Source organism: Herbaspirillum sp. VT-16-41 (assembly GCF_001994935.1).
In the GTDB taxonomy this organism is placed as follows: domain Bacteria; phylum Pseudomonadota; class Gammaproteobacteria; order Burkholderiales; family Burkholderiaceae_D; genus Herbaspirillum; species Herbaspirillum frisingense.
This window is the reverse complement of the sequence record NZ_MUXB01000081.1, coordinates 1-25,601: the sequence shown is the minus strand read 5'-3', so window position 1 is coordinate 25,601 and position 25,601 is coordinate 1. Positions and strand designations below refer to the sequence as shown.

General features: G+C 63.6%; 23 protein-coding genes and 1 pseudogene. 9 read left to right on the top strand and 15 right to left on the bottom strand.

All coding sequences use genetic code 11. From position 1 onward, the window contains the following. Positions 1 to 126: 126 nt before the first annotated feature. The 3 genes from BTM36_RS06315 to BTM36_RS06305 all read left to right on the top strand — a co-directional run bounded on the left by BTM36_RS06315 (position 127) and on the right by BTM36_RS06305 (position 2,924). On the top strand, positions 127 to 855 hold the full coding sequence (locus BTM36_RS06315; RefSeq protein ID WP_077235626.1) for a DUF969 domain-containing protein: 729 nt from the start codon (positions 127 to 129) through the stop codon (positions 853 to 855). Then, the gene (locus BTM36_RS06310; RefSeq protein ID WP_077235625.1) at positions 852 to 1,838 is read left to right on the top strand and encodes a DUF979 domain-containing protein; all 987 of its coding nucleotides are present in this window, start codon (positions 852 to 854) and stop codon (positions 1,836 to 1,838) included. The genes BTM36_RS06315 and BTM36_RS06310 overlap by 4 nt, the downstream gene beginning before the upstream one ends. An 81-nt stretch (positions 1,839 to 1,919) precedes the next feature. Then, on the top strand, positions 1,920 to 2,924 hold the full coding sequence (locus BTM36_RS06305) for a DUF2891 domain-containing protein (protein ID WP_077235624.1): 1,005 nt from the start codon (positions 1,920 to 1,922) through the stop codon (positions 2,922 to 2,924). Between the two features lie 84 nt (positions 2,925 to 3,008). Here the strand turns inward: BTM36_RS06305 and BTM36_RS06300 are convergent, their stop codons facing one another. The 3 genes from BTM36_RS06300 to rpsO all read right to left on the bottom strand — a co-directional run bounded on the left by BTM36_RS06300 (position 3,009) and on the right by rpsO (position 7,385). Beyond that, positions 3,009 to 4,301 carry an NAD(P)/FAD-dependent oxidoreductase gene (locus BTM36_RS06300; protein WP_077235623.1) on the bottom strand — a complete coding sequence of 431 codons (1,293 nt, stop codon included), beginning with the start codon at positions 4,299 to 4,301 and terminating at the stop codon, positions 3,009 to 3,011. Positions 4,302 to 4,649: 348 nt separating this feature from the next. Continuing rightward, positions 4,650 to 6,785: a polyribonucleotide nucleotidyltransferase gene (pnp, locus tag BTM36_RS06295; RefSeq protein WP_077235622.1), complete on the bottom strand. Its 2,136-nt coding sequence runs from the start codon at positions 6,783 to 6,785 to the stop codon at positions 4,650 to 4,652. Positions 6,786 to 7,115: 330 nt separating this feature from the next. Further along, positions 7,116 to 7,385 (bottom strand): 30S ribosomal protein S15, encoded by a 270-nt coding sequence (gene rpsO, locus BTM36_RS06290; protein WP_077235621.1) that lies wholly within the window; start codon positions 7,383 to 7,385, stop codon positions 7,116 to 7,118. Between the two features lie 214 nt (positions 7,386 to 7,599). Between rpsO and BTM36_RS06285 the strand changes: the two genes are divergently transcribed. Next, positions 7,600 to 8,124, top strand: a complete 525-nt coding sequence (locus tag BTM36_RS06285; protein ID WP_077235620.1) for a hypothetical protein — start codon at positions 7,600 to 7,602, stop codon at positions 8,122 to 8,124. 80 nt (positions 8,125 to 8,204) lie between these two features. Here the strand turns inward: BTM36_RS06285 and BTM36_RS06280 are convergent, their stop codons facing one another. From BTM36_RS06280 to BTM36_RS06265, 4 genes are all read right to left on the bottom strand, one after another. Continuing rightward, positions 8,205 to 9,557, bottom strand: coding sequence for a GntP family permease (locus BTM36_RS06280; protein WP_006712915.1), 1,353 nt, complete (start codon positions 9,555 to 9,557; stop codon positions 8,205 to 8,207). 240 nt (positions 9,558 to 9,797) lie between these two features. Then, entirely contained in the window at positions 9,798 to 10,181 is a 384-nt protein-coding gene (locus BTM36_RS06275; RefSeq protein ID WP_077235619.1) for a RidA family protein, read from the bottom strand. Positions 10,182 to 10,253: 72 nt separating this feature from the next. After that, positions 10,254 to 11,744 (bottom strand): amidohydrolase family protein, encoded by a 1,491-nt coding sequence (locus BTM36_RS06270; protein WP_077235618.1) that lies wholly within the window; start codon positions 11,742 to 11,744, stop codon positions 10,254 to 10,256. 1 nt (position 11,745) lies between these two features. Continuing rightward, a complete protein-coding gene (locus tag BTM36_RS06265) occupies positions 11,746 to 12,630 on the bottom strand; it encodes a MurR/RpiR family transcriptional regulator (protein ID WP_006712912.1) in 885 nt (294 codons plus the stop codon). Between the two features lie 161 nt (positions 12,631 to 12,791). Between BTM36_RS06265 and BTM36_RS06260 the strand changes: the two genes are divergently transcribed. After that, on the top strand, positions 12,792 to 14,084 hold the full coding sequence (locus BTM36_RS06260) for an amino acid deaminase (RefSeq protein WP_077235617.1): 1,293 nt from the start codon (positions 12,792 to 12,794) through the stop codon (positions 14,082 to 14,084). An 81-nt stretch (positions 14,085 to 14,165) separates the two neighbouring features. Beyond that, complete coding sequence (locus tag BTM36_RS06255) at positions 14,166 to 15,089, top strand: sugar kinase (RefSeq protein ID WP_077235616.1); 924 nt, start codon at positions 14,166 to 14,168, stop codon at positions 15,087 to 15,089. 13 nt (positions 15,090 to 15,102) lie between these two features. Here BTM36_RS06255 and BTM36_RS06250 read toward each other — a convergent pair whose 3' ends face one another. Together BTM36_RS06250 and BTM36_RS06245 are read right to left on the bottom strand one after the other, a co-directional pair. Further along, positions 15,103 to 16,431, bottom strand: a complete 1,329-nt coding sequence (locus tag BTM36_RS06250; RefSeq protein WP_077235615.1) for a tetratricopeptide repeat protein — start codon at positions 16,429 to 16,431, stop codon at positions 15,103 to 15,105. Between the two features lie 217 nt (positions 16,432 to 16,648). Continuing rightward, positions 16,649 to 18,214 (bottom strand): PLP-dependent aminotransferase family protein, encoded by a 1,566-nt coding sequence (locus BTM36_RS06245; RefSeq protein ID WP_077235614.1) that lies wholly within the window; start codon positions 18,212 to 18,214, stop codon positions 16,649 to 16,651. A gap of 175 nt (positions 18,215 to 18,389) precedes the next feature. Between BTM36_RS06245 and BTM36_RS06240 the strand changes: the two genes are divergently transcribed. The 3 genes from BTM36_RS06240 (at position 18,390) to BTM36_RS06230 (ending at position 21,228) form a co-directional block, all read left to right on the top strand. Continuing rightward, positions 18,390 to 18,758 carry a hypothetical protein gene (locus tag BTM36_RS06240; protein WP_077235613.1) on the top strand — a complete coding sequence of 123 codons (369 nt, stop codon included), beginning with the start codon at positions 18,390 to 18,392 and terminating at the stop codon, positions 18,756 to 18,758. Positions 18,759 to 18,968: 210 nt separating this feature from the next. After that, entirely contained in the window at positions 18,969 to 20,468 is a 1,500-nt protein-coding gene (locus BTM36_RS06235; RefSeq protein WP_077235612.1) for a sensor domain-containing diguanylate cyclase, read from the top strand. Next, positions 20,425 to 21,228 (top strand): alpha/beta hydrolase, encoded by an 804-nt coding sequence (locus BTM36_RS06230; RefSeq protein ID WP_254426949.1) that lies wholly within the window; start codon positions 20,425 to 20,427, stop codon positions 21,226 to 21,228. The genes BTM36_RS06235 and BTM36_RS06230 overlap by 44 nt, the downstream gene beginning before the upstream one ends. Before the next feature lie 4 nt (positions 21,229 to 21,232). Here the strand turns inward: BTM36_RS06230 and BTM36_RS06225 are convergent, their stop codons facing one another. From BTM36_RS06225 to BTM36_RS06200, 6 genes and pseudogenes are all read right to left on the bottom strand, one after another. Next, the gene (locus BTM36_RS06225; protein WP_077235611.1) at positions 21,233 to 21,733 is read right to left on the bottom strand and encodes a hypothetical protein; all 501 of its coding nucleotides are present in this window, start codon (positions 21,731 to 21,733) and stop codon (positions 21,233 to 21,235) included. Positions 21,734 to 21,930: 197 nt separating this feature from the next. Continuing rightward, positions 21,931 to 22,791, bottom strand: coding sequence for a CDP-diacylglycerol--serine O-phosphatidyltransferase (pssA, locus tag BTM36_RS06220; RefSeq protein ID WP_006712897.1), 861 nt, complete (start codon positions 22,789 to 22,791; stop codon positions 21,931 to 21,933). Positions 22,792 to 22,867: 76 nt separating this feature from the next. Continuing rightward, the gene (locus BTM36_RS06215) at positions 22,868 to 23,512 is read right to left on the bottom strand and encodes a phosphatidylserine decarboxylase (protein WP_077235610.1); all 645 of its coding nucleotides are present in this window, start codon (positions 23,510 to 23,512) and stop codon (positions 22,868 to 22,870) included. Positions 23,513 to 23,738: 226 nt separating this feature from the next. After that, positions 23,739 to 24,269, bottom strand: a complete 531-nt coding sequence (locus BTM36_RS06210; protein ID WP_006712893.1) for a hypothetical protein — start codon at positions 24,267 to 24,269, stop codon at positions 23,739 to 23,741. 89 nt (positions 24,270 to 24,358) lie between these two features. After that, positions 24,359 to 25,168, bottom strand: coding sequence for an SIMPL domain-containing protein (locus tag BTM36_RS06205; RefSeq protein WP_077235609.1), 810 nt, complete (start codon positions 25,166 to 25,168; stop codon positions 24,359 to 24,361). A 232-nt stretch (positions 25,169 to 25,400) separates the two neighbouring features. Beyond that, positions 25,401 to 25,601 (bottom strand): annotated as a pseudogene (locus BTM36_RS06200) (ketol-acid reductoisomerase); the annotation flags it as partial.

Below are 25,601 nucleotides of genomic sequence, written 5' to 3'. Positions count from 1 at the left end.
GGGAGACCATGAGATCGCGACTACTCCATGCCTGCGTCCATCAGGACGCATCAGCAGGGAGGCCACGGTCAGGCTGGCATGGCCCTTGCAGCGACTGGTTCAACTCATTCACAACCAGGAGTCTTCATGGAGAGCACGACACTATTGCCACTGATCGGGATACCGATCGTCGTGGCCGGATTTGCACTACGTTTCAACCCGCTGCTGGTGGTCACGGTCGCGGGGCTGACGACCGGACTCTCGGTCGGCATGGATTTCGGCATGCTGCTGGAAACCTTCGGCGAGAAGTTCGTCAACAGCCGTTCCCTGGCGACCTTCCTGCTGATCCTGCCCATTATCGGGCTGCTCGAACACTACGGTCTGAAGGAACGTGCACAAGCCTGGATTTCAGGCATTGCCAGCGCCACTTCCGCGCGCATCCTGATGCTCTATTTCCTACTGCGTGAAGGAACTGCCGCGCTGGGTCTGATCTATCTCGGCGGCCAGGCGCAGACCGTGCGTCCGCTGCTGGCGCCGATGGCCGAAGGTGCCGCCGTCAACGCCTATGGCGAAGACCTGCCGCAACCCATTCGCGACAAGATCAAGGCGCACGCTGCCGCCTGCGACAACATCGCCGTGTTCTTCGGCGAAGACATCTTCATCGCCTTCGGCGCCGTCCTGCTGATGGATGCCTTCCTCAAGGAAAACGGCATCACCAACATCGAACCGCTGCACATCGGTTTGTGGGCCATCCCCACCGCTCTCTCGGCGCTGGTGATCCACATGTTCCGCCTGACCCGCCTGGACGCCTCCATCCGCCGCGACGTGGATGCCTGGAAAGCCGGCCAACCCGACTCCGCCAAGGTGGCCGCATGAACACGCTCATTTCCATCAACCGCATCTACTACCTCATCGGCATCATCGTCATGATGCTGGTGGTGATGACCCTGCGCGACAAGGGCAACCCCAAGCGCCTGAGCACGGCGTTGTTCTGGTTCCTGTTCGGCGCCGTCTTCCTGTTCGGCGACCTGCTGGTGGAGAACCTGGGCAAGTCCATGGCTCACCGCATCATCGGCGCCACCGTCATCATCATCTCGCTCATCGCCGGCACCGGCATGCTTTCCATGGGCAGCTACGCCACTTCGAGCTACGAAGAACGCGTGAGCTCGGCCAAGCGTCTGGGCAACTGGCTGTTCTTCCCGGCCGTGCTGATCCCGGTGATCACGGTGGCCTGTACCGTGCTGCTCAAGGGCGTATCGGTTGGCGGCGTGATGCTGCTGGACCAGAAGCAACTGACCCTGGCAGCACTCTGCGTAGCCTGTATCTTCGCCCTCATCGCCGGTTGCGTGCTGACCCGTGGCACGCCGCTGCAGGCGGTGCGCCAGTCGCGCCGGCTGGTGGACTCGATCGGCTGGGCCGCCATCCTGCCGCTGATGCTGGCCATGCTGGGAGGCGTCTTCGTGGCCGCCAAGACCGGCACCTCGGTACAGCAGGTGGTGAGCCTGTTCGTCAATCCGGACAACCGTTTCCTGGTGGTGGTGATCTATTGCGTGGGCATGGCGCTATTCACCATGGTCATGGGGAACGCCTTTGCCGCCTTCCCGGTGATGAGCGCGGGCATCGCCCTGCCCTTCCTGATCGTCGGCCATCATGCCGACCCGGCACCGCTGGTGGCCATCGGCATGTACTCCGGCTACTGCGGGACCTTGATGACTCCCATGGCCGCCAACTACAACATCGTGCCGGCTGCACTGCTGGAACTGAAGAACAAGTACCAGGTCATCAAGGTACAGATTCCGACCGCCCTGACGCTGCTGACGGTCAACGTGTTCCTGATGTATTTCCTGGCTTTCCGCTGATCGTATCGGCGAGCCTGAAGTGGCCGTCCAAGCGCGGCCACTTCGTTCCATCCCTGCCTCATGAAGTCCAAGGAATCCCCCATGCAACTCACCATCGAACGGGCAGAAGACTTTGCCCGCATGCCACTGGCCTATCTGCGCCAGGAATATCCCAACCACATCATGCATGTGCTCCATGGCGCAGCAGACGTGCTCTCGCCGCGCGCCATGCATCCGGTGTTCTACGGCTGCTACGACTGGCACTCGGCGGTCCACGGCTTCTGGCTGCTGCTGCGCTGCGTGCAACGTTTCCCGGCCCTGCCGGCGCGCAGCGACATCGAAGACATCTTCGATGAGCACTTCACGCGGGAACTGATGGAACGCGAGACCGATTACTTCCGCGTCGGCGGTCGCGGCCCCTTCGAACGCCCCTATGGCTTCGGCTGGATCCTGGCGCTGGACCAGGAACTGGCACAGTCGGCCCTGCCCCGCGCCGCTGCCTGGCGCAGCGCCATGGCACCGCTGACCATGGAAATCCGCAGCCGCCTGCTGGACTATCTCTCCAAGCTCAGCTATCCCATCCGCGTGGGTACCCACTACAACACCGCCTTCGCACTGGCGCTTTCGCTGGACTATGCGCGCCACGTGCAGGACAGCGAACTGGAAACGGTGATCGTAGACAGTGCCCTGCGGTATTTCAGCAAGGACACCGACTATCCCGCTCACTATGAACCGGGCGGAGACGAGTACATTTCCGGCGCGCTGACCGAAGCGCTCCTGATGAGCAAGGTTCTTTCCAGCGCCGACTTCCCCGCCTGGTTCGACCGTTACCTGCCGCGCGTGGCCGAGGTCTCGCAGATCATGCAGCCGGCGCATGTCTCGGACCCCACCGATCCCAAGATCGCCCACCTGGATGGCCTGAACCTGTCCCGCGCCTGGTGCATGAAGACCGTGCTGCGACACCTGCCCGCCACCCACGCGGCACGCGCTGCCATGGAGAGCTCCGTACAGCGTCACATCGGCGCCTCCATCGATCAGGTGGTCGGCAGCCACTACAGCGGCGGGCACTGGCTGGCCAGCTTCGCCATGCTGGCGCTGGAAGACTGAGGCCGACACCCTACCTCCACACAGCACAACGCCCGCGCTTCCAGCCATGGAAACGCGGGCGTTGTTTCTGCGACGCGGCGAAAACTACTCGGCCACTTCCTTGCGCAATGAGGGCGCTTCGGCCTGCGTGGGCATGGTCGCCGAGATCACCCGCGCACTGCGCTTGAAGGTGAAGTAGGCCCAGGCCCAGTCGGCCATCACCATGATGCGGTTGCGGAAGCCGATCAGGAAGTACACGTGCACGAACAGCCAGAACAACCAGGCCGGGTAGCCCGAGAACTTCAGCTTGCCGACCATGGCGATGGCGGCCTTGCGACCGATGGTGGCCAGCGAACCGTAGTCCTGATAGACGAAGGTCTCGGGCTTCTGTCCCGCGATGCGATGCTTGATATTGCGTGCCGCCACCCGCCCCATCTGCTTGGCCGCCGGCGACACGCCCGGAACCGGCTTGCCATCGGACTGCGCGGCCGCCAGGTCACCGATCACATACACATCCTCATGCCCGGCGATATTGAGCTCCGGCGACACCGGAACGCGACCGGCACGGTCCACCTCGACCCCGAGCTGCTTGCCCAGCGGCGAGGCCGCGACACCCGCCGACCAGATCACGGTACGCGTGGCCAGACTCTGCTCGCCGTCGAAATTGGCATAGCGCACGCAGGTCTCGTCGATATGCACCACGCGACAACCGGTACGCACATCCACACCCAGCTTTTGCAACTGCTCGCGCGCCTTTTCCGACAGGTCCGGCGGATAGGCCGCCAGCACCCGCTCCGAGCCTTCCACCAGCACCACCCGCGCCGAATGCGGATCGATGTTGCGGAATTCGCCAGACAAGGTATGCCGGGCGATTTCCACCAGCGTCCCGGCCATTTCCACGCCGGTGGCACCACCGCCGATGACGGTAAAGGTCAGCCATTCCTGGCGGCGCCGCGCATCGGTTTCGCGCTCGGCCCGCTCGAAGGCCATCAGGATGCGCTTGCGGATCTCGAAGGCATCTTCCAGCGTCTTCAGACCCGGCGCCAGCGCGCTCCACTCGTCGTGACCGAAATAGCTGTGGGTGGAGCCTGCCGCGACGATCAGATGGTCATAGGACAGCACGCTGCCGTCTTCCAGCGTGACGCTCTTGCCGGCGGTATCGATGCCGGTGACTGCCGCCATCAAGGTGGTCAGGTTGCTCTGGTGCGCCAGGATGGCGCGGATCGGCGCACTGATGGCCGGCGCCGACAACCCGGCCGTTGCCACCTGGTACAGCAGCGGCTGGAACAGGTGGTGGTTGCTGCGATCGATCATGGTGATGCGCAGGTCGGCACTGGCCAGCTCGCGCGCGGCAGCCAGGCCGCCGAATCCACAACCGATGATGATGACATGGGGCATCGCCTTCCTTTCAAAAGTAATGTGTTGTTCTGCCTGTATGTACCCACCGGCTCGCGCCGGATCAGGCACTACAGATGTCCCCTACTCTCTATTCGGATGCACCTGCAGACGGGCTCGCGGCCCCCCTTGCGGCCGTGACACCCGGGGACATCGCAGCAAGCTTGATGTCCCTCATTGCAGAAGGACAGGTTCTCATACTTTTGGTTCGAAATCACTGGGACAGATTGTCCCGGCCGGCGCGCAGGCAAGACCGTACGCCCAAAGAAAAATCCCCCACGCCGCGAGGCATGGGGGATTTCTCTGTCGGTCACTCGCCAGCAGCCTTGTCAGCGCCGGCAGAGCACGGACTTACTGCGGGTCTTGCGGAGCAGCTTCGCCACCCTCTTCAGCCTGGGCAGCCTTCATCGACAGCTTCAGGCGGCCGCGGTCGTCGGTCTCCAGGACCTTCACGCGCACTTGCTGGCCTTCCTTCAGGTAGTCGGCCACGGCATTGACACGCTCGTTGGCGATCTGGCTGATGTGCAGCAGACCATCCTTGCCCGGCAGGACCTGGACGATGGCGCCGAAGTCCAGCAGCTTCAGGACGGTACCTTCGTAGATCTTGCCCACTTCCACGGAAGCGGTCAGCTCTTCGATACGGCGCTTGGCTTCCTGGCCAGCCGATGCATCCACGGAGGCGATGGTGACCACGCCTTCGTCGCTGATGTCGATCTGGGTGCCGGTTTCTTCGGTCAGCGCGCGGATCACGGCGCCGCCCTTGCCGATCACGTCACGGATCTTTTCCGGGTTGATCTTGATGGTGATCAGGCGCGGTGCGAAGTCGGACAGCTCGGCACGACCGGCCGGGACGGCTTCCTGCATCTTGTCCAGGATGTGGTGGCGGCCTTCCTTGGCCTGCTCTAGCGCGACCTGCATGATTTCCTTGGTGATGCCCTGGATCTTGATGTCCATCTGCAGTGCGGTGATGCCATTGGCAGTACCGGCCACCTTGAAGTCCATGTCGCCCAGGTGATCTTCATCGCCCAGGATGTCGGTCAGCACGGCAAACTTGTTGCCTTCCTTGATCAGGCCCATGGCGATACCGGCCACGTGCGACTTCATCGGCACGCCGGCGTCCATCAGTGCCAGGCAGCCGCCGCAGACCGATGCCATCGAGGAGGAGCCGTTGGACTCGGTGATTTCCGAGACCAGGCGCACCGAGTAGCTGAACTCGTCAGCCGCCGGCAGTGCGGCGATCAGCGCGCGCTTGGCCAGGCGGCCGTGACCGATTTCACGACGCTTCGGGGTACCCACGCGACCGGTTTCGCCGGTGGCGAACGGAGGCATGTTGTAGTGGAGCATGAAGCGGTCGGTGTATTCGCCCAAGAGGCCGTCGATCTTCTGCTCGTCACGGGCGGTGCCCAGGGTCGCGATGACCAGGGCCTGGGTTTCGCCACGGGTGAACAGGGCCGAGCCGTGGGTACGCGGCAGCACGCCGGTACGGATCGAGATCGGACGCACGGTGCGGGTGTCGCGACCGTCGATACGCGGTTCGCCTTCCAGGATCTGCGAACGCACGATCTTGGCTTCCAGGTCGAACAGGATGGAACCGACTTCGGCAGCGTCAGCGGCCACGCCGTTGTTGGCAGCGGCTTCAGCGACCAGGGCTTCGTTGACCTGGGCCGAGACGGCCTTCAGCTTCTCGGTACGAGCTTGCTTGTCCTTGGTCTGGTAGGCTTCGCGCAGCGGGCCTTCGGCCAGTTGCGACACGCGGGCGATCAGGGCTTCGTTCTTGGCCGGAGCGGTCCATTGGACTTCCGGCTTGCCACCGTCGCGCACCAGCGCGTGGATGGCTTCAATGACGGCCTTGGACTGTTCGTGACCGAACACGACCGCGCCCAGCATCACTTCTTCGGACAGTTGGTCGGCTTCGGATTCCACCATCAGCACGGCGGTTTCGGTACCGGCCACCACCAGATCCAGTTGCGAGGACTTCAGCTGGGTCTGGGTCGGGTTCAGGACGTACTGGCCGTCGATGTAGGCCACGCGGGCGGCGCCCACCGGGCCGTTGAAGGGGATACCGGCCAGCGACAGGGCAGCCGAGGCGCCGATCATGGCGGGGATGTCCGGATCGATTTCAGGGTTCACCGACAGCACGTGGATGATGACCTGGACTTCGTTGAGGTAGCCTTCCGGGAACAGCGGGCGGATCGGACGATCGATCAGGCGCGAGGTCAGGGTTTCCTTTTCGGAGGGCTTGCCTTCACGCTTGAAGAAACCACCAGGGATACGGCCGGCGGCATAGGTCTTCTCGATGTAGTCGACCGTCAGGGGGAAGAAATCCTGGCCGGGCTTGGCTTCCTTGCGGGCCACCACGGTAGCCAGGATCACGGTGTCTTCCACCGAGACCACGACGGCGCCGGAGGCCTGGCGGGCGATTTCGCCGGTTTCCAGGGTGACTTGATGCTGACCGTACTGGAAGGTCTTGCTTACTTTATTGAACACGGTATTTCCTTTCTTTTATGGAGCCTGCCCCGACTGTGTCCGCGGTGCGCGACTTCCTTTTGCCGACAGATTTTCAGGCGCTGTCGTTCACCTCACCACAGTGGCCGGCGAAACCGGTCACTCACGACGAACGCGGCATTGATCAAACAAACAGCCTGCCGCGATGAAACAATGATCTATTCCTGCCCGGAGGGCGTTGCGCTCCGTTGCGCCCCGGCCTACGCCTGAGCTTGCGGAATCGCAAAAAACAAAATGCCCGCGTCAACGAGTGACGCAGGCATTTCATTGTGGTCCCGGGGCAGACCCCGGAGACCCAGACGCGAAGTCAAATTACTTACGCAGACCGAGTTTCTCGATCAGGGCGCGGTAACGGTCGGCGTCCTTGTTCTTCAGGTAGGACAGCAGGCTCTTGCGACGGTTGACCATCTTGATCAGGCCACGACGGGAGTGGTGATCCTTGACGTGGGCCTTGAAGTGGCCGTTCAGGTCGTTGATGCGTGCGGTCAGCAGCGCGACTTGCACTTCCGGAGAACCGGTGTCGTTCATGCCGCGGGCGTTTTCGGAGATAATGGCAGCCTTGGCTGCTTTTTCGATGGACATTGCTTTTACCTTTCACAAGCGGTGTGCGGAGCGTCAAATGATGTGCCCTGCATACCGTGAACAAAAAATGAGAATCCGGCCAACTCGACCGGACGCGAAATTATATAGCAAAAAGCCATTCCAACCAACATTCGCAGACAGGATCACACCTGAACGCCCCATCCATCCCCGGGCGAAGATGCGATACCGGAATGACCACAAGAGGAAATTGACCATGAAGCAACTCTCCCCCCTCCTGCGCCGCGGCCGCCCGCTGCTGGCCGCAGCCCTGCTGGCCAGCGCCGCACTGAGCGGCTGTGCCTCGCTGTTCCAGCCGCCAGTGACGCCCGGCGAGAGCGAAGAACAGGTAGTCGCCCGCCTGGGCGCGCCCAGCAATGTGTATCCGGATGGCGACAGTCGCCTCTTCGAATACGCTGCCGGCGCCTTCGGCCAGTATCAGTACATGGCCCGCATCGGCCCTGATCATCGCCTGGTTTCCTACCAGCAAGTCTGGACGATCGAAAACTTCCGCGCCATCCGCACCAAGCAGGACACCAAGCTTGACGTGCTGCGTCGGGTCGGCCGCCCCACCGAAGTGACACGCTATGCCCGCGTCCCCTTCGAGGCCTGGAACTACGGTTTCAAGGAAAGCGGCGTATGGAATTCGCAGATGACCGTCTACTTCACCGACCAGGGCATCGTGGAAAAGGTCGAGAACGGCCCCGATCCGCGCTTCGACGACACCCGCTCGCGCTTCTGAGCCACCCGCTGCCGCCATGAAAAAGGCCGCCCGCTCTGCACTGCAGCGGGCGGCCTTGTCACGAGGGCGATCGGTCAGGCTCAGACCACGGTGGCCAGCGCCAGCGTGAACAGCAGGGCCAGCACCGAGACCAGCGTTTCCATCACGGTCCAGGTCTTGAAGGTCTGCGGCACGGTCATGTTGAAGTACTCCTTGACCAGCCAGAAACCGCCGTCATTGACGTGCGACAGGATCAGCGAACCGGCACCGGTGGCCAGCACCATCAGCTCCGGACGCACGCCACCGACGGTGGAGACGATAGGCGCGACGATGCCGCAGGCGGTGGTCATGGCGACCGTGGCCGAACCGGTGGCCACGCGGATCAGTGCAGCGACGAACCAGCCCAGGATCAGCGGCGACAGATGTGCATCGGTGGCGATACCGACGATGGCCTTGGAGACGCCGCCATCCATCAGGATGCGACCGAAGCCGGCACCCGCACCCACCACCAGCGTGATGCTGGCGATCGGGGCCAGACATTCGTTGCTGAACTTGAGGATCTGGTCGGCGCCGAAACCACGGGCACGACCGAAGGTCCAGAAACTCACCAGGGTGGCAATCAGGAGCGCGATGACCGAGTTGCCGATCAGGCGCAGGAAGTCATTGGCGAAGGTCTTGGGTGCGAAGAACAGGTCAGCCCAGCTACCGATGAGCATCAGTGCCACCGGCAGCAGGATGGTGAAGAGTGTGATGCCGAAGCCCGGCAGTTCACGGTCCTTCTTGCTGTCATCGACGAATTGCGAGATCAGCGGATTGTCCGGATCGGGAATCACCACCTTGGAGATCAGCTTGCCGAAGATCGGGCCGGCGATGATGGCCGTGGGAATACCCACGATCAGCGCAAACAGGATGGTGCGACCGATATCGGCGCTATAGGCGGTCACCGCCAGCAGCGCAGCCGGGTGCGGCGGAATCAGACCGTGCACCACCGACAGGCCGGCGACCATGGGGATGCCCACCAGCACCATGTTGGTACCGGTACGCTTGGCGACGTTGAAGGCGATCGGCACCAGCAGCACGAAACCGACTTCGAAGAACACCGGCAGACCGACGATGAAGGCCACCGTCATCATGGCCCAGTGCACGTTCTTTTCACCGAAGGCCTTGATCATGGTGTTGGCGATGCGCTCGGCGCCACCGGACTCGGCCATCATCTTGCCCAGCATGGTACCCAGCCCCACCACCAGTGCGATGTGACCCAGCGCGTTGCCCACGCCGGTTTCGAAGGCCTTGACGATGTTGCCCATCGGCATGCCCACGGACAGGCCCAGCAGCAGCGAGACCACGATCAGCACGATGAACGGATTCATCTTGAATTTGGCGATCAGCACGATCAGTGCAATCACCGCTACCAGTGCATAGACCAGTAGCGCACTCCCTTGTACAGCCTCCATCTGTTGCTCCTCTTCAGAAGGTAAAAAAACACCCGCCGGCGATACCACACCCCTGCCGGCAAACATGAACTGCCAAATCGAACAGAACTCTTGAAACGCTCAGATGAATCAAATGATTTAAATAATTTAGATTATTGATACGACTCAAATCATCAGACTCACATCATTCACTGCAGCCACTTCATCGGCAGGCCGCATCGGGATACTTGACGACCCCTTCGATGCCAGCCCGCCAGGCCATCAGCGCTTGAAGGCCACGCAATCGACCTCGACCTTGCAATCCACCACCATGCTCGACACCACGCAGGCGCGGGCCGGCGGATTGGCGCCGAAGTATTCCTTGAAGACCTTGTTGAAGGACTGGAAGTCGCGCGCGTCATCCAGCCAGACGCCACAGCGCACCACGTGTTCCGGTCCGTAGCCGGCTTCCTTCAGGATCGCCAGCACGTTCTGGATGGCCTTGTGCGATTGCGCCACGATGCCGCCATTGATCACTTCGCCGTTTTCCATGGCCACCTGACCCGACACGTACAACCAGCCGTCAGCGGCCACTGCGCGTGCGAATGGCAGATGCTGACCACCGGTACCGCTGCCGCCTTCCACGCCAAATCGTTGAATACTCATTGCTGCTCCTTCACTTTGATTCACATTGAAACTTGAAAAACCGAAAAAAAACCAAGCCCGGCTCCACCGTATTCAGGCGGCTTCCTTCTGCAATTTGCGCGCCAGGAAGCGACCGGAGCGTGCAGCAGTGGCCTGCTTGTCCTGGCCGCGATAGGCCAGTTGGCCGTTGACCCAGACGCCCTCGATGCCGTGTGCCGGCTGCATCGGATCGGTAAAGCTGGCTGCGTCGCGGATGGTGTCGGCATCGAACAGCACCAGGTCGGCGTGATAGCCGACCCGCACGAAGCCGCGCAAGTCCAGCCCGAAGCGTTGCGCCGACAGGCCGGTCATCTTGTGCACGGCGGTGGCCAGCGAGAACAGCTTCTGTTCGCGGCTGTAGTAGCCCAGCACGCGCGGGAAGGCACCCCACAGGCGCGGATGCGGCAGCGGATCGTTGGGCAGCCCGTCGGAGCCGACCACGGTGGCCGGGTGCGACAGGATGCGATTGACATCGTCATCGGACATGCAGTGATAGACCGCGCCGGCCGGCATCAGGCGCCCGGCCGCCGTGTGCAGATCCACACCCCACTCGGCGGCGATCTGCTTCAACATCTTGCCGCCCTGCTCCGGATGCGGCTCGGACCAGGTGACCTGGATGTCGTAGTCGGCCGTCACCTGCTTCAGATCCAGCGTGGACGAGCTGGCGGTATAGGGATAGCAGTCGCAGCCCACGTGCTGGTGCCGCGCCGCCGCCTCCAGCGCCTGCAGCACTTCGCTGCTGCGGCCCCAGTTTTCCACGCCGGCACATTTCAGGTGCGAGATCACTACCGGCACGCGGGCATGCTTGCCGATGCGGAAGGCCTCGTCCATGGCATCGAGGATGTCGGCGAATTCGCTGCGCAGGTGGGTGGCATACATGCCACCGAACTCGGCCAGCGGTTCGGCCAGGGACAGCACCTCCTCGGTGGGCGCATTGATGGCATTGCCGTAGGCCAGACCCGTGGAGAGGCCCAGCGCGCCATGCTCCAGCGCCTCGCGCAACTGGGCGCGCATGCCGTCGATTTCGCTCTGCGTGGCAGCGCGGTCCAGACGGTCCATATGGTTGTTGCGCAGGGCCGTGTGGCCGACCAGCGCGGCCACGTTGATGGACGGTTGCGCGGCATTGACGGCCTCGACATAGCTGGCAAAGGTCGGATAGTGGAAGGCCTCGGATTTGCCCAGCAGGTTCATCGGGTCCGGCGGATCGGCCTTGAGCGTGACCGGCGCGGCGCTGATGCCGCAATTGCCGACCACGACCGTGGTCACCCCCTGCGAAAGCTTGGGGAACATCTCCGGGGTGCGGATGACATTGGTGTCGTCATGCGTATGCACGTCGATGAAGCCGGGCGAGAGCACGCGGCCGGTGGCATCGATCTCCTGCGCGGCATGCCAGTGGTCGAGCTGGCCGATGGCGGCAATGCGGCCCTTGTGGACGGCCACGTCGAGCACCTGGGGCTCGGCGCCGGAACCGTCGATCACCAGGGCGTGACGGAACAGGGTGTCGCAGCGACGCTCCCCGTCCTCGGAATGGGTGGTGGATATCATGTCAGTCTCCCAGCGGCTGGTGCAGGTCGCCCCCGCCGCGATGTGCGTCGAGCACGTACTTGAGGCGGCGCAGCCGTTCCTGGCTGCTTTCCTTGTGCAGCAGGGCCAGCTCCAGCACCAGCATGTCCAGCGTCGCCATCATGGCGTAGCGCGACGAGGACGGTTTGAAAATCAGGTCGGTCTCCAGCGTCTTGATGGGCAAGAGCACATCGGCCAGCCTGGCCAGTGGCGAACCCAGGGCAGTGATGGCGATCAGCTTGACGCCGTATTCGCGCGCCACCTCGCAGCTGGCCAGCAGTTCCGGCACGCTGCCGGTGGTGGAGAAGACCAGCAGCACGTCTTCCTTGTCCAGGGTGGCGGCCACCATCTTCTGCAGCACCGCGTCGTGGTAGGTCGCCACCGGTCGCCCCAGGCGTACCAGGCGATAGCGCGCCTCGTCGGACATCATGGTCGAGCCGCCGCCCATGCCGAAGCAGTAGATCATGCGCGCGCCCTGCAGCAGGTGCGCGGCTTGCATCAGCATGTCCGGATTGAGCATGGCGCGGTTCAGCTCCAGCACCGCATGGATGTCGCGATAGACCACGTCGGCCAGTTCCGGCGGCTGTTCCGACGGCAGGGTCTTGGCGCCATCGAAGAAGCGCTGGCCCACCGCCACCGCCTGTGCCAGCAGGAACTTGAATTCACGCACGTCGCGGCAGCCCATGGCCTTGGCAAAGCGTGTCACGCTGGCCACCGACACCCCGGCCTTCTCGGCCAGCTCACCGATGCTGGCGCTGGCGGCGGCCGAGAGGTCGCCCAGGATGGCCTCGGCCACCTTCTGTTCGGCCAGTCGCAAGGTGCTGCTACGCTCGCTGATGCGGGAAATGATGTCCAATGTCTGCGCCATGGGGTGAAAGGATCAGGTCGGCGGAAAATACCCGGAAAAGTGCATGCCGGATGCACCAAAAAGAGCCGCGAAAATAATTTATGTTATTTACTAACACGGCATAAACATAGTAAATTCAAGGCTATTATTACGTCAATCCTAATTTCACAGGAATTAATGCGATGAATGATACAAACTACCACGGACCTTATCAGCCCGGCATCGTCGACCCGCTCAACAAGGGTCTGGGCGCCCTGCCCCAGCCGCTGTCGCCGCAGCAGGCCGGCAGCGTGCGCTGGAACCTGCTCAACGAGGACATCAGCCTGCCGGCCGCGGTGTTGTATGAAGAAAAGATCGCCCACAACCTGAAGTGGATGCAGGAATTTGTCGGCCAATACCAGGTCAAGCTGGCCCCGCACGGCAAGACCACCATGGCGCCCAAGCTGTTTGCGCGCCAGCTCGACACCGGCGCCTGGGGCATCACCCTGGCCACTGCGCACCAGACCCTGGCGGCCTATCACCACGGCGTGCGCCGCGTGATCATGGCCAACCAGCTGGTGGGCAAGCGCAACATGGCCATCATCTCGGAGCTGCTGGCCGACCCCTCATTCGAATTCTTCTGCCTGGTCGATTCGGCCGATCTGGTGGAGCAGCTCGGCCGCTTCTTCGCCGAACGCAAGCAAACCCTGAACGTGCTGCTGGAACTGGGCCCGGCCGGCGGTCGCACCGGCGTGCGCGATGCCGACCAGCAGGCTGCCGTGCTGGCCGAGATCGAACGCTGGGACAGCCTCGCCCTGGCCGGGGTGGAAGTGTATGAAGGCGTGCTCAAGGAAGAGGTCGATATCCGCCGCTTCCTGCAACGCGCCGTGGCCTGTATCGGCGAACTGGCCGCGCAGGGCAAGCTGGCGCGCCGCCTGGCGCACGGTCCGGCGGTGCTGACCGGGGCCGGTTCGGCCTGGTACGACGTGGTGGCCGAAGAGTTCGGCCAGGCCGATATCGGTGCGGCCCTGGACGTGGTGCTGCGCCCGGGCTGCTACCTGACCCACGACGTGGGCATCTACCGCGCCGCGCAGGCCCAGATCCAGGTCCGTAATCCGGTGGCGCACAGCATGCGCAGCCAGTTGCAGCCGGCGCTGCAGCTATGGGCCTACGTGCAATCCATCCCGGAAAGCGACAAGGCCATCATCGCCCTGGGCAAGCGCGACGCCGCCTTCGATGCCGGCCTGCCGGCACCGGTGACGCGCTTCCGTCCGGGCCATGACACCCAGCCGCAGGCCACGCCAGCGCACTGGGAAGTCACCGGCATGATGGACCAGCACGCCTACCTCAAGATCGCCGCAGGCGACGACATCAAGGTCGGCGACATGATCGCCTTCGACATCTCGCACCCCTGCCTGACCTTCGACAAGTGGCGTCATCTGGTGGTGGTGGATGCCCGCTTCGATGTCACCGACATCGTGCAGACCTTCTTCTGAGGCCACCCGGTTCATCCGGGTTTTCTTCCCGGTTCTTATTCATTTTCGTTCCTGCGTACTTCGACTTCGTTTCAGCACAACATGAGCAAGCAGATCCTCGCCTATGGCGAAGCCATGGTGGAATTCAACCAGAGCATCTCGTCGCCGCGCAATTTCCTGCAGGGATATGGCGGCGACACCTCCAACTTCGCCATCGCCGCCGCCCGCCAGGGGGCGGCCTCGGCCTATGTCAGCGCCGTCGGCGATGATCATTTCGGGCAGGACCTGCTGGCCCTGTGGCAGCGCGAGCAGGTCGACGTGCAGCACGTGGCCGTGCGCCCGGGCGCCAGCACCGGCATCTACTTCGTCACCCATGATGACAGCGGCCATCAGTTCCACTACCGCCGCGCCGACTCGGCGGCCAGCCAGTACCAGACGGCCGACCTGCCGCTGGAGAGCGTCGCCGGCGCGGCTGCCCTGCACCTGTCGGGAATCAGCCTGGCCATCAGTGAAAGTGCCTGCGAAGCAGGCCTGGCCGCCATGGCCCAGGCCCGTGCAGCCGGCGTGCCGACCTCGCTGGATACCAATCTGCGCCTGCGTCTGTGGTCGCTGGAGCGCGCCCGCGAAAAGATGGAACAGGCCTTCGGCCTGTGCGATATCTGCCTGCCGAGCTGGGAAGATGTGTCCATGTTGACCGGACTGGAAGATCGCGACGCCATCGTGGACCGCCTGCTGGGCTATGGCGTGCAACTGGTGGCCTTCAAGCTGGGCAAGGAAGGCTGCTACGTGGCCACACCCCAGGAGCGGCGCATGGTGGCGCCCTATCCGGTACAGGCGCTGGATGCCACCGGCGCCGGTGACTGCTTCGGCGGCGCCTTCATGGCCGAGCTGATGCGCGGCAGCGATCCCTTCGCGGCAGCGCGCTACGCCAATGTCGCCGCCGCCCTGTCCACCACCGGCTATGGCGCGGTGGAACCCATCCCCACCCGCAGCCAGGTCGAAGCCGCACTGCACGCGGCGGCCTGAATACCCGATCCGATCAGCGGCGGCGGGCCACCAGCAGCATGCCCGCCACCGGCTGTCGCACTTCCTCGCGCAGGATCTCGTCGCTGTCGTGCAGCACCTCCATGCCGTGCGCCTGCAGTACCTGCTGTACGTAATCGCGCCCGTGGCGATAGCGACCGCTGGCATGCAGGCAATAACCGGCCTCGGCGGGGTCCTGGGCCGTCAGCGCCTCGACCGTGAAGGCGAAATAGCCGCCACTGCGCAAGGCACCGGCGACCGCGCCGAAGACCTGATCCAGGTCGCCGAAGTAGATCATCGTGTCGGCGGCGGTGACAAGGTCGCAGGATTGCGGATGCCGCGCCAGGTAGTCGCCGATCTCGGCCTTCTCCAGATGGGCGTAGAGCCCGGTGCTGGCGGCCTTTTCCAGCATCTTGCCGGCCAGGTCGACGCCGATGATGCGATGCGAGAACGGCGCCACCTGGGCCGCGCACAGACCCGTACCGCAGCCGATGTCGACGGTGGCGAACTGGCGTGACGGCGCCAGCAGCCGCGCCAGGCCCTGGGCGATCAGGCTGGGACCGCGATAGGCCAGGCTTTGCAACAGGTTGGCCTCGAAGGTCTCGGCGTAGCGGTCGAAGTGCGATTCGATGTAGCGGTCCGAGGCACGGGCGGGCACCTCGTCCTGTGAGCAGGCGGCCAGCATGTGGGCTGCGATCGGGTTGTCCGGTTGCTCTTGCAGCCAGGCGCGATAGGCTTGCGCGGCCTCCTCCAGACGGCCGAGGAAATAGAAGGAAATCCCCACCATCTCCCAGGACTTGCCCTCCATCGGTGGCAGCACGTAGGCGCGGCACTGGTAGTGCGAGGCCTGCATCTTGTCGCCCGCGGCTTCATGCAGGCTGCCCAGGTGCAGCAGGGAGGGCACAAACTCGGGGGCAATCTCCACCGCCCGCTCGAAGGCCGCCATGGCCTCTTCCCGGCGCTCTTGCTGGAGCAGGGCGGCGCCCAGGTTGTTCCAGACGGTGTGGTCTTGCGGCGTCAGCGCCAGCGCGTCAGCGTAGGCCTGTTCGGCGCCTTCCACCTGGCCCAGCGCAAACAGCACGTTGCCCAGGTCGTTGTGCCAGGCCGCATTGTCGGGCTCCAGCGCGCTGGAGAGTTCCAGCTTGTCCAGCGCCTCTTCATGGCGCCCGGCCTGATGCAGCCAGATGCCGTAGAAGTGCAATGCCACCGGCTCGATGGGATCCTCTTCCAGCACCGCCTCGTAGACGGCACGGGCCTCGTCCAGGCGCCCGGCCATGTGGGCGTCGATCGCCGCGTGCAAACGGACCTGGTGGGCGTGCTGCATCTGCTGCTGCGGTTCAGGCATGGACTGGTCTCCCGGAAAGGACATCGGATCAAGGCGGCACGCGTGAGAATGCAAGCCCTCGTCTTTACATGTTCTTTACAAGTCTGACGCAGCCCGCCCTTTCGGGCAATGCCTGATTCTCTGCCCTCCCTGCCTCATCACCGGCCCGGAATGCAAAAAGGCCGCCCCGGGACTGCACCCGGGGCGGCCTGACGAAACCTTCACCTTGCCGACGGCCCTACTGTCCCGCCAAGCTATGCCCGATACTGCCCAGGCGGCGCAGCGCCTGGTCCAGTTCGCGGGTAAAAGGATGACCGCAGCAGATGCGCAGGAAATGCCCATAGCGGTTGGAATTGGAGAAGATGGCACCCGGCGACACCCCCACGCCCTCGGCCAGCGCCCGCTCGAACATCTGCTGCGAGCACACCTGCACCGGCAGCTCCACCCACAGGCCGACACCGCCATTGGGCACATTCAGGCGCGTGCCCTCGGGGAAATAGGCCGCAATCGATTCGGCCATGCGTTCGCGCTGTTCCTTGAGCAACTGGCGCAGGCGGCGCAGGTGGCGGTCGTAGGCCGGGCTGGCGATGAAGTCGGCGGCGGTGACCTGGGTCCATTCCTCGTTGGCGCGGGTATGGGTGAACTTGAGCATCTTGACCCGCTCATGCCAGCGCCCGCCATTCATCCAGCCCAGGCGCATGCCCGGCGCCAGCACCTTGTTCAGGGAGGCACAATAGATCACATTGCCGCTGCGATCGCGGCTCTTGAGACTGGACGGCGGCACGTTGCCGTCGGCCAGTTCGGTGTAGGCATCATCTTCGATCAGCGGCAGGCGCAATTCTTCACACAGGCGCACCAGCTTGTCCTTGTGCTCGTCGGGCATGATGCAGCCCAGCGGGTTCTGCAGGTTGGGCACCACCACCACGCCCTTGATATTGCCGTAGGTGCGCACCGCCAGTTCCAGCGCCTCCACCGAGATGCCGGTATGCGGGCTGGTCGGGATCTCCAGCGCCTTCATGCCCAGGTTTTCCAGGGCCTGCAACAGGCCGAAATAGGTCGGCGACTCCACGGCGATGGTGTCACCGGGGCCGGCCACCGCCCGCAGGGCCAGGTTGAGCGCTTCGATACAGCCGTGGGTGACCACCACTTCTTCGTGATCGATGCGCATGCCATGGTGTAGCGCCCGCCGCGCCACGGACTGGCGGAAGGTGGCATTGCCGTTGTGCGGCATGGCGCTGGTGAGCAGCTCGGGGCGGTCGCGCAGGGCACGCATGGCGGCCTGCTTCAAGGTTTCCACCGCATACAGCTCGGGCGCGCAGGTCATGCCGGAAAGGTCGATGCGCGGCGCACCGCTCTGGCGCAGGGCGATGTATTGCGACACCTTTTCATGGATGCCGGCGTACTGCTCGGGATCGATGGCCATCAGGCTCTTGGGCTCCTGCACCGGGCGGATGGCCGAGCGGCGCGGCTGGCGCACGAAATAGCCGGAACGCGGACGGGCTTCCAGCCAGCCGCCCTCCTCCATATGACGCAACGTCTGCAAGGCGGTGGACAGGCTCACCTGGTGCTGGCGCATCAGGTCGCGCACCGAAGGCATGCGGTCGCCGGCCACCAGGGTGCCGGACTGGATCGCACCCTGATAGTGCTCCGCCAGGCGCCGGTACAGCGGCTGGCGGGCGCCTTCCGGGCTGACCGTGGGCGTGCCGGCATGAGCGCCAACATCCGCGCCAGCATCGGCGCCAGATTCAGGAATGGCCGGCGGTAGCGCGGGCTTGAGATCGGGGAGGTGGAGGCTGGTATCCATAACAGTCATCATCTTCTTCCGGCAAGGACCAGAACAGATACAGAGTATTCGAAAAGCAACGGTAACAGAGCAAAAAAACGGCCGCTGTTACGCAGCAGCCTGAATTTTCCTGTGCCTGTTGCGCTGGCTGGCGACTCCCTAGACTGCACTCATCCCCACCACGACGGAGCAAGCCATGCCTACCCCCAGCCATCCCACCCTTCCCGCCGCCCAGCCTGCGCCCCGGAGACTGCAACTGGGCTGCGGGCAACACCTGCAACTGTGGCTGCCGGCCGGCAGCCAGCTGCTGTGCCAGGCGCCGCTGTTGCGCATCACCGAAGGGACGTACTGGCAACTGGATCGCCTGGTCAGCCGCCAGACCCGTCTGGAGGATGGTGAGTGCCTGGTACTGGAGCGCGAGGGCTGGGTCAGCATCCTGGCGCCGCAAGGCGGCGAATTGCTGTGCCTGGCCACGCCGCAGCCGCCCTGGTACGCCCCCTGGGCCAAGCTCTTGCGACGGCTGGGCGATTGGCGCAACGTGCTGCTCGCAAGTCGGGCGCGCTGATCGCAGAGGTGCGGGCCGAAGTGGCGCAGTGGAGGCGGTGGACGCGGTGGATGTGGATGATTAACTTTCAATCAACAAAACCACCTTCAAATCCGCGGTTTTCACGGTAATAGCGCAAACAATGGCGTGAATTTACGCAAACGGCCGGCGAAGATGTGCAGGAGAGCATGCAAACCATTACACTTCAGCATCAGCAAAAGATGAAGTGTTATGCAGAACGATCAGCCTCCAGCAAGCCCTGCGCCGGCCGCTATCCCGGCGCTTTCAGAAAAAGATACCTTCGACCTGACTCCGGTTTCCTTGTGGAAAGAGGATTACAGCGGCCTCAAGCGCCTGTTCGACCAATGGCGCGCCGAGGGTGTCACCGACCTGCGCAGCTACCTGACCCAGGACACCTCGCGGGCGCAGGCCTGCGCCATGCAGATCAAGGTGGTCGACGTCAACCGCCGTACCCTGGAATGGTACGAGGCACGCGACCTGGCGCATCTGGTGGCGAACCTGGACAAGGTGTTCCGGGACGACATGATCGACACCTTCATCGACGAAATGGTGCAGCTCTGGAACGGCGGTTCGACCTTCTCCAGCTATACCGTCAACTACACCCTGGGCGGCAGGCGGCTGGACATCCAGCTGTCCGGTCGCATCATGCCGGGTAGCGAAGAGAGCTGGGACTACGTGCTGCTGGCCATCGAGAACGTCACCGAACGCGAAACCGCCCGCAAGAAACTCTCGCGCAGCGAAAACTATGCGCGCGGGCTGTTCGAGTATTCGCCCATTTCGCTGTGGGTGGAGGACTTCAGCGCCGTCAAGCGGCTCTTCGACGACCTGCACCGTATCGGCATCACCGATTTCCGCACCTTCACCGACGTCCACCCCGAGTTCGTGGAACGCTGCATGCAGGAAATCCGCGTCATCGACGTCAACCTGCAGACGCTGTCCATGTTCGGCGCGCCGGACAAGGCCACCCTGCTCTCGCGCCTGTCGGACGTGTTCCGCGATGACATGCGGCCGCACTTCAATGAGCAGCTCATCGATCTGTGGAACGGCAACCTGCTGCACCACCGCGAAGTGGTCAATTACGCGCTCAATGGCGATACGCTGCACGTGCATCTGCAGTTTTCTGTCTTCCCGGGTCACGAAGACAACTGGGACCTGGTGCTGGTGGCGCTGACCGACATCACCGCCCGCAAGAAGGCCGAGGCCTACCTGGAATTCCTGGGCAAGCACGACGAGCTGACCAAGCTGCACAACCGCGCCTACATGGTCGATGAACTGAACCGCCTGGAGCGCAAGGGCCCCTTCCCGGTCAGTGTGATCGTGGCCGACCTGAACGGCCTGAAGGAAGTCAACGATGAGCTCGGCCATGCCACCGGCGATGGCCTGCTGCGCCGGGTGGGCGAAGTGCTGGGCAAGGCGGTCGAACGTCCGGGCAGCGTGGCGCGCACCGGTGGCGACGAATTCGCCATCCTGCTGCCGGCTACCGACGAGCGCGGCTGCCAGTTGCTGATGGACCAGATCCAGAAGCTGGTGGAGATCAACAACCAGTATTACTCCGGCGTGACGCTGAGCCTGTCCATGGGCGCGGCCACCGCCACCCCGGGTGAGCGCCTGGAGCACGTGGTGCAACGTGCCGATGCCTTGATGTATGAAGCCAAACGCCACTTCTATGCCAGCAGCCCCAGCCTGGAGCGCCGCCATCCCGGCGACTGAAGCCCCCCCCCCCCCCCCCGCCACTCCCGCCACCCCCGCCAGCCTCCAGCTCGCTGACGGACTGCGGCAGGAAGAACTGGCCCTGGCCGTCGGCGCCGAAACACTGGCGGCCGACCTCATCCGTGCCGCGGACGGCCAGGCCGTCCATACCCTGGTGCTGCATGGTGCCGGGCAAGGCAACCGGCAGCGCCAGTGGCCGCTACGCCAGACCCTGGCCCGGCTGGGATGCGCCAGCGCGGCCATCGATTTTTCCGGCCACGGCGCCAGCAGCGCCGTGCATCCCAATTCCCTTTCCAAACGGCTGGCTGAAGCCCAGGCGGCGCTGGAGCGCTGCACCGTCGGTCCACGCACTGTGGTGGGCGTGAGCATGAGCGGGGAAATCGCCCTGCGCCTGGCCTGCCGACCCGACAACCAGATCACCCACGTGGTCACGCTGGTGGGTGCCATCTATGATGGCGCCGCCTTTGCCCTGCCCTTCGGACCGGCATTCAGCACAGCCCTGCGCCGCCCCGGCAGTTGGCGCGAGGCCGAGGTACTGGAGATGATCTCGCACTACCGGGGACGCATCACGCTGGTGCGGGGCAGCGAGGACGCCGTGATTCCCGCCGAGGTGGCGGAGCTGGTGCGGCAACACGCCACGGCGGCGGACTGCCGCATCATCGACCTGCCCGGTGTCGATCACCGCATCAGCGAACGCAGCCAGCACGATGCCGCCCTGCGCGAGCAATTGGCCAGGCTGATTGCGGGAGGAAGCGCGTGAGCGCTCAGGCGGTGGTGGAAATGAGACCGCCGACGATGCCCTGATTGATCAGGTCGCCAACGATGGTGCTGGTGAGGCCAGGATCGGACTTGAGCAGCGACGACAGATCGGATGTCAGGCCACTGTTGCCGCTGAATTGCCCGTTGCCGTCATAGATGCCGGAGGTCGTCGGCGGGGTCGTGATGCTGGCGAGGATGCCCTGGTAATAGGACTGGCTGGCCTGGTTCTGGGTCAGGTCTGGGGAGGTATTGTCGGCCGAACCGGCGCTGACGATAGCATCAAACAGGCCGGCGGCATTGTAGGTCAGGGCATTCTGCCCCTGGCCACTGCCTGCGCCCGCGCCGCCCAGGCTGACGATCACCGAGGCATCGGTCGACAATTCGATGGCCTGCGCCACCGCTGCCGGATTGTCGCTGGCCTTGACCGGATTGCTGGCGCCACTCTCTGCGGGAAGACCGTAGGAGTTCAGACTACCCAGCGATGTCAGTGTGGTATCGATTGCCATGATCTATTTTCATTCATGTCGCGATTGCGAACTATGAAGAAATATATAAAGCGATGAACGCAGTTTAGCAAAAACTTGCCGGATGTGAAGGCGACCCCAAAAAACCGCACTGGCCCGGAAGCAAAACACCCGGCACGGGGCCGGGTGTCTGCGTAGCTGGCATGGTCATGACCATGAAGGGCCATGACCCGGACAACTCAATGCGGCTCGTCCCCGTGCTCATCCTTGGTCTGCACGATGCTGACCGGGCGGCCCTTGAGACGGCGCCAGAGATAGACGCCATAGCCGGACAGGCCGTACAGCACGAACAGGCCGAACAAGACCTTGGACGGATCGCTGGAAATGAGCACCAGCGCCACCACCACCAGCAGTGCGGCGATGAAGGGGACCGGCTTGCGGAAATTGACGTCCTTGAAGCTGTAGAACGGCACATTGGTCACCATGGTGATGCCGGCGTACAGGGTGATCACCCAGCCGTACCAGCTGAGGTCGGTACCGGCAAAGCGCAGGTCATCCATGAGCCAGACGAAACCGGCCACCAGTGCCGCTGCGGCCGGGCTGGGCAAGCCCTGGAAGTAGCGCTTGTCGACCACCGCGATATTGGTGTTGAAGCGCGCCAGCCGCAGCGCGCCACCAGCGCAATAGACGAAGGCCGCCAGCCAGCCCAGCTTGCCCATGCCGCGCAGCGACCATTCGTAGACCACCAGCGCCGGCGCGGCACCGAAGGAGACCATGTCGGACAGGCTGTCGTACTGGGCGCCGAACTCGCTCTGGGTATTGGTCATGCGGGCGACCCGGCCGTCCAGGCTGTCCAGCACCATGGCCACGAAGATGGCGATGGCGGCATAGTCGAACTTGAGGTTCATCGCCATCACGATGGCGTAGAAACCGCAGAACAGCGCGGCCGTGGTGAAGGCATTGGGCAACAGGTAGATCCCGCGCGACCGGCGCCGCACCACCACCTGCCCGGATTCGTCCAGTTGCGCCGCCTTGGGCTTGCGCAGGGATTTCGGGAAGGGAATGCCGGCCTTGGCCTTGCGTCGTCTTAGTGTTGGCATCGATGTCCAGTAGAGGTTATGCAGAAAACCACCCGCCTCATCCATACAGCGGCGGGTGCAGGCTATGCAGGTGTGATCAGAGTTCGGCCAGAATGGTTTCGGTCGCGGAAACCTTTTCACCCACGCTGACCTTGGGGATAGCGGTCAGCGGCAGGTACACGTCCACCCGCGAGCCGAAGCGGATGAAACCGTAGCGCTGGCCACGGGCCAGGGTGTCAGCGGCCTTGACGTAGCACAGGATGCGGCGGGCGATCAGGCCGGCCACTTGCACGCAGGTCACGCTGTGACCGCTGGTGGTGGTGATGGCCAGGGCATTGCGCTCGTTTTCCAGCGAGGCCTTGTCGAGGTCGGCATTGACGAACTTGCCGGGGAAATATTGCACCTTCTCGATCTTGCCATCCACCGGAGAACGGTTGGAGTGGACGTTGAAGACGTTCATGAAGACGCTGATCTTCAGGGCTTCACGGTCAGCGTAGGGATCATGGGCACGGGCCACCACCACGATACGGCCATCGGCCGGCGACAGCACCGCATTGGCGGCCTGCGGGATCACGCGCGGCGGATCGCGGAAGAACTGCAGCACGAACAGCGCAATGATCCACAGCGGGAAGGACCAGGCGCCGCAGAAATAGGTGGCCAGCAGTGCCACGACCACGGCGATGGTCAGGAAGGGCCAGCCTTCGCGGGCGATAATGGGGTGGGGATAGTGGTTATTGTTCAATGTTGCTCCAATGATCGCGTAGTGCTCGCGGAAAGTTCAAAAGTAAAAGCGTGCCTATTCTAGTCCAGCGCCCGTTAAATGCAACGAAATGCGCCGCCCGGGGCGCTTGGCGGGCGCTATTTGACGGTCTGGGAGAGGTTTTGCCAATCCGCCCGCGGGGCGGGTCGACACCGGCGGTGGCTGTCGACCCGGGAGGGGCGGTGGCGGCCGTACAGACGAGCGGCCGCTAGCGGGGCTGGGGATGCGAGAAGCTGAACTTCAGTTCATTGCGCGCCAGACCTTTCGGTCCGGTCAACTGCATCTGGCCGACCAGCACGGTCGCTTCGACGTCGGCATAGTCAAAACCGGTCACCTCGGTGACCTGGCGCAGGTCACCCTGGCTGCGCTGCTGAGGTTCGTCGGCGATGATACCGGCAGGTTCCTTGCCCAGCGGCGCACAGGCCTTGATGTCGTTGACCATGCGCTGGTAGGCGCGCCCCAGGTCTGCCGGTGACGCCAGGCGCCAGACGCAGGAATAGACGGAGGAGTTGCTGGAGATGGTACAGACCTCGGCTCCATCGAGCATGAAATTGGACAGGTAGACGGGGCCACGTTTGTCGCCCTTGACGACCGAGTCCTGACCATCCTTCTTCCAGCCGTCGAAATGCGAGGGGGCCTGCTGCTGCATGGCCCGCAGGTCGGCACAGATGTCGGCATGGGCGCTACCGGCCAGCAGGACGGCCGCGACGGGAAGGATGAGCTTGGCGATGTTCCGCATGTTGATCCTTAAAACGGAAAGGGAGGCCGATTATAGCCTCCCTCCCCTGTCAGCCCGTGCGGGCTGACAGTTCTTGACACCGGTCCTGCCTACTTGAACCGCACCTTGCCGACCAGACGCATGTTGACGGTGGATTCGCCCGGCTCGAAGCTGGGTTCGGCCACGCTGGCGTTTTCCTGCACCATGTCCGAACGCATCATGGCGGCCTTGGCCATGGGGGCGGCAGCCGGCGCCGCATAGTTGCCCGAGCCTTCGAAGTCAACTGTCTCGATCACGGCGTCCGACGGAGCGCGATGCATGGCGTTGGCGATGAAGCCGATACGCTCTTCCAGGTTGCGATAGGTGGCGTTGACCAGGGCCGCATCCAGCTTGCGGGCAGCCGCCGGGCTCAGTCCGAACTGCAGGCCGTTCAGGTTCAACAGGCTCTGTGCCGACGCCACAGTTTTGGGCAGTGCGCTCAGGTTCTCGGTGGTCATCTCCAGGTACTGGCCGACGCGCCAGCCCACCACTGCGCGGGCCTTGGCCGGCTGACGCGGTTGTTGGGGCGTGACCTGGGGCGGCTCGGCATAGACCGCATAGGTGTAGTAGCCGTAGCTCTTGAGCGTGGCTTGCGGGTCCTGGCGCTTCAACAGCTCGATGCCCTGCTTCATCTTCTGGTTCACACGGGAGGCGGCGGTGGCCTTGTCCTTGTCTTGCTCTTCGACCTGCAGGGTCACGCGGGCCTGGTCATTGGGTACGCTGATCTCGCCATTGGCGGGAACCACTACCATGGTACCGGTGGTGGCGACGGCAGCCGGCATGCTGCCCTGGGCTTGCGCCGGAGTCTGCGCCTGGACCTGCGATGCCAGGCAAGCGGTCGCCAAAGCGGCGCCCAACATCAGTTTGCGGGAAGGTGTCATAGGGGATCCTCTTTATTCTTGGTCGTGGACGGGTGATGATAACTTCATATTCAAGTCATTCACCCTGCACTTCGACGACTGCCCATCCGCTTGGTTCTTGGGCAAATGCAACAAGCGGTAACGACACAGCCCTTCAGCTCGCGCCCCCGTCATCCGCATCGATGTGCAGGGGTGCAGGGGCGAAAAAAAACGCCACGGCGAACCGTGGCGTTTTTTTTCCACAAGTGGCAGATCAGTTCTTGCTTTGATCGACCAGCTTGTTGGCCTTGATCCAAGGCATCATGGCGCGCAGTTTCTCGCCCACGATTTCGATCTGGTGTTCGGCGTTGATGCGACGACGCGACATCAGGGTCGGTGCACCGGCCTTGTTTTCCAGGATGAAGCTCTTGGCGTATTCGCCGGTCTGGATGTCTTCCAGCACCTTCTTCATCGC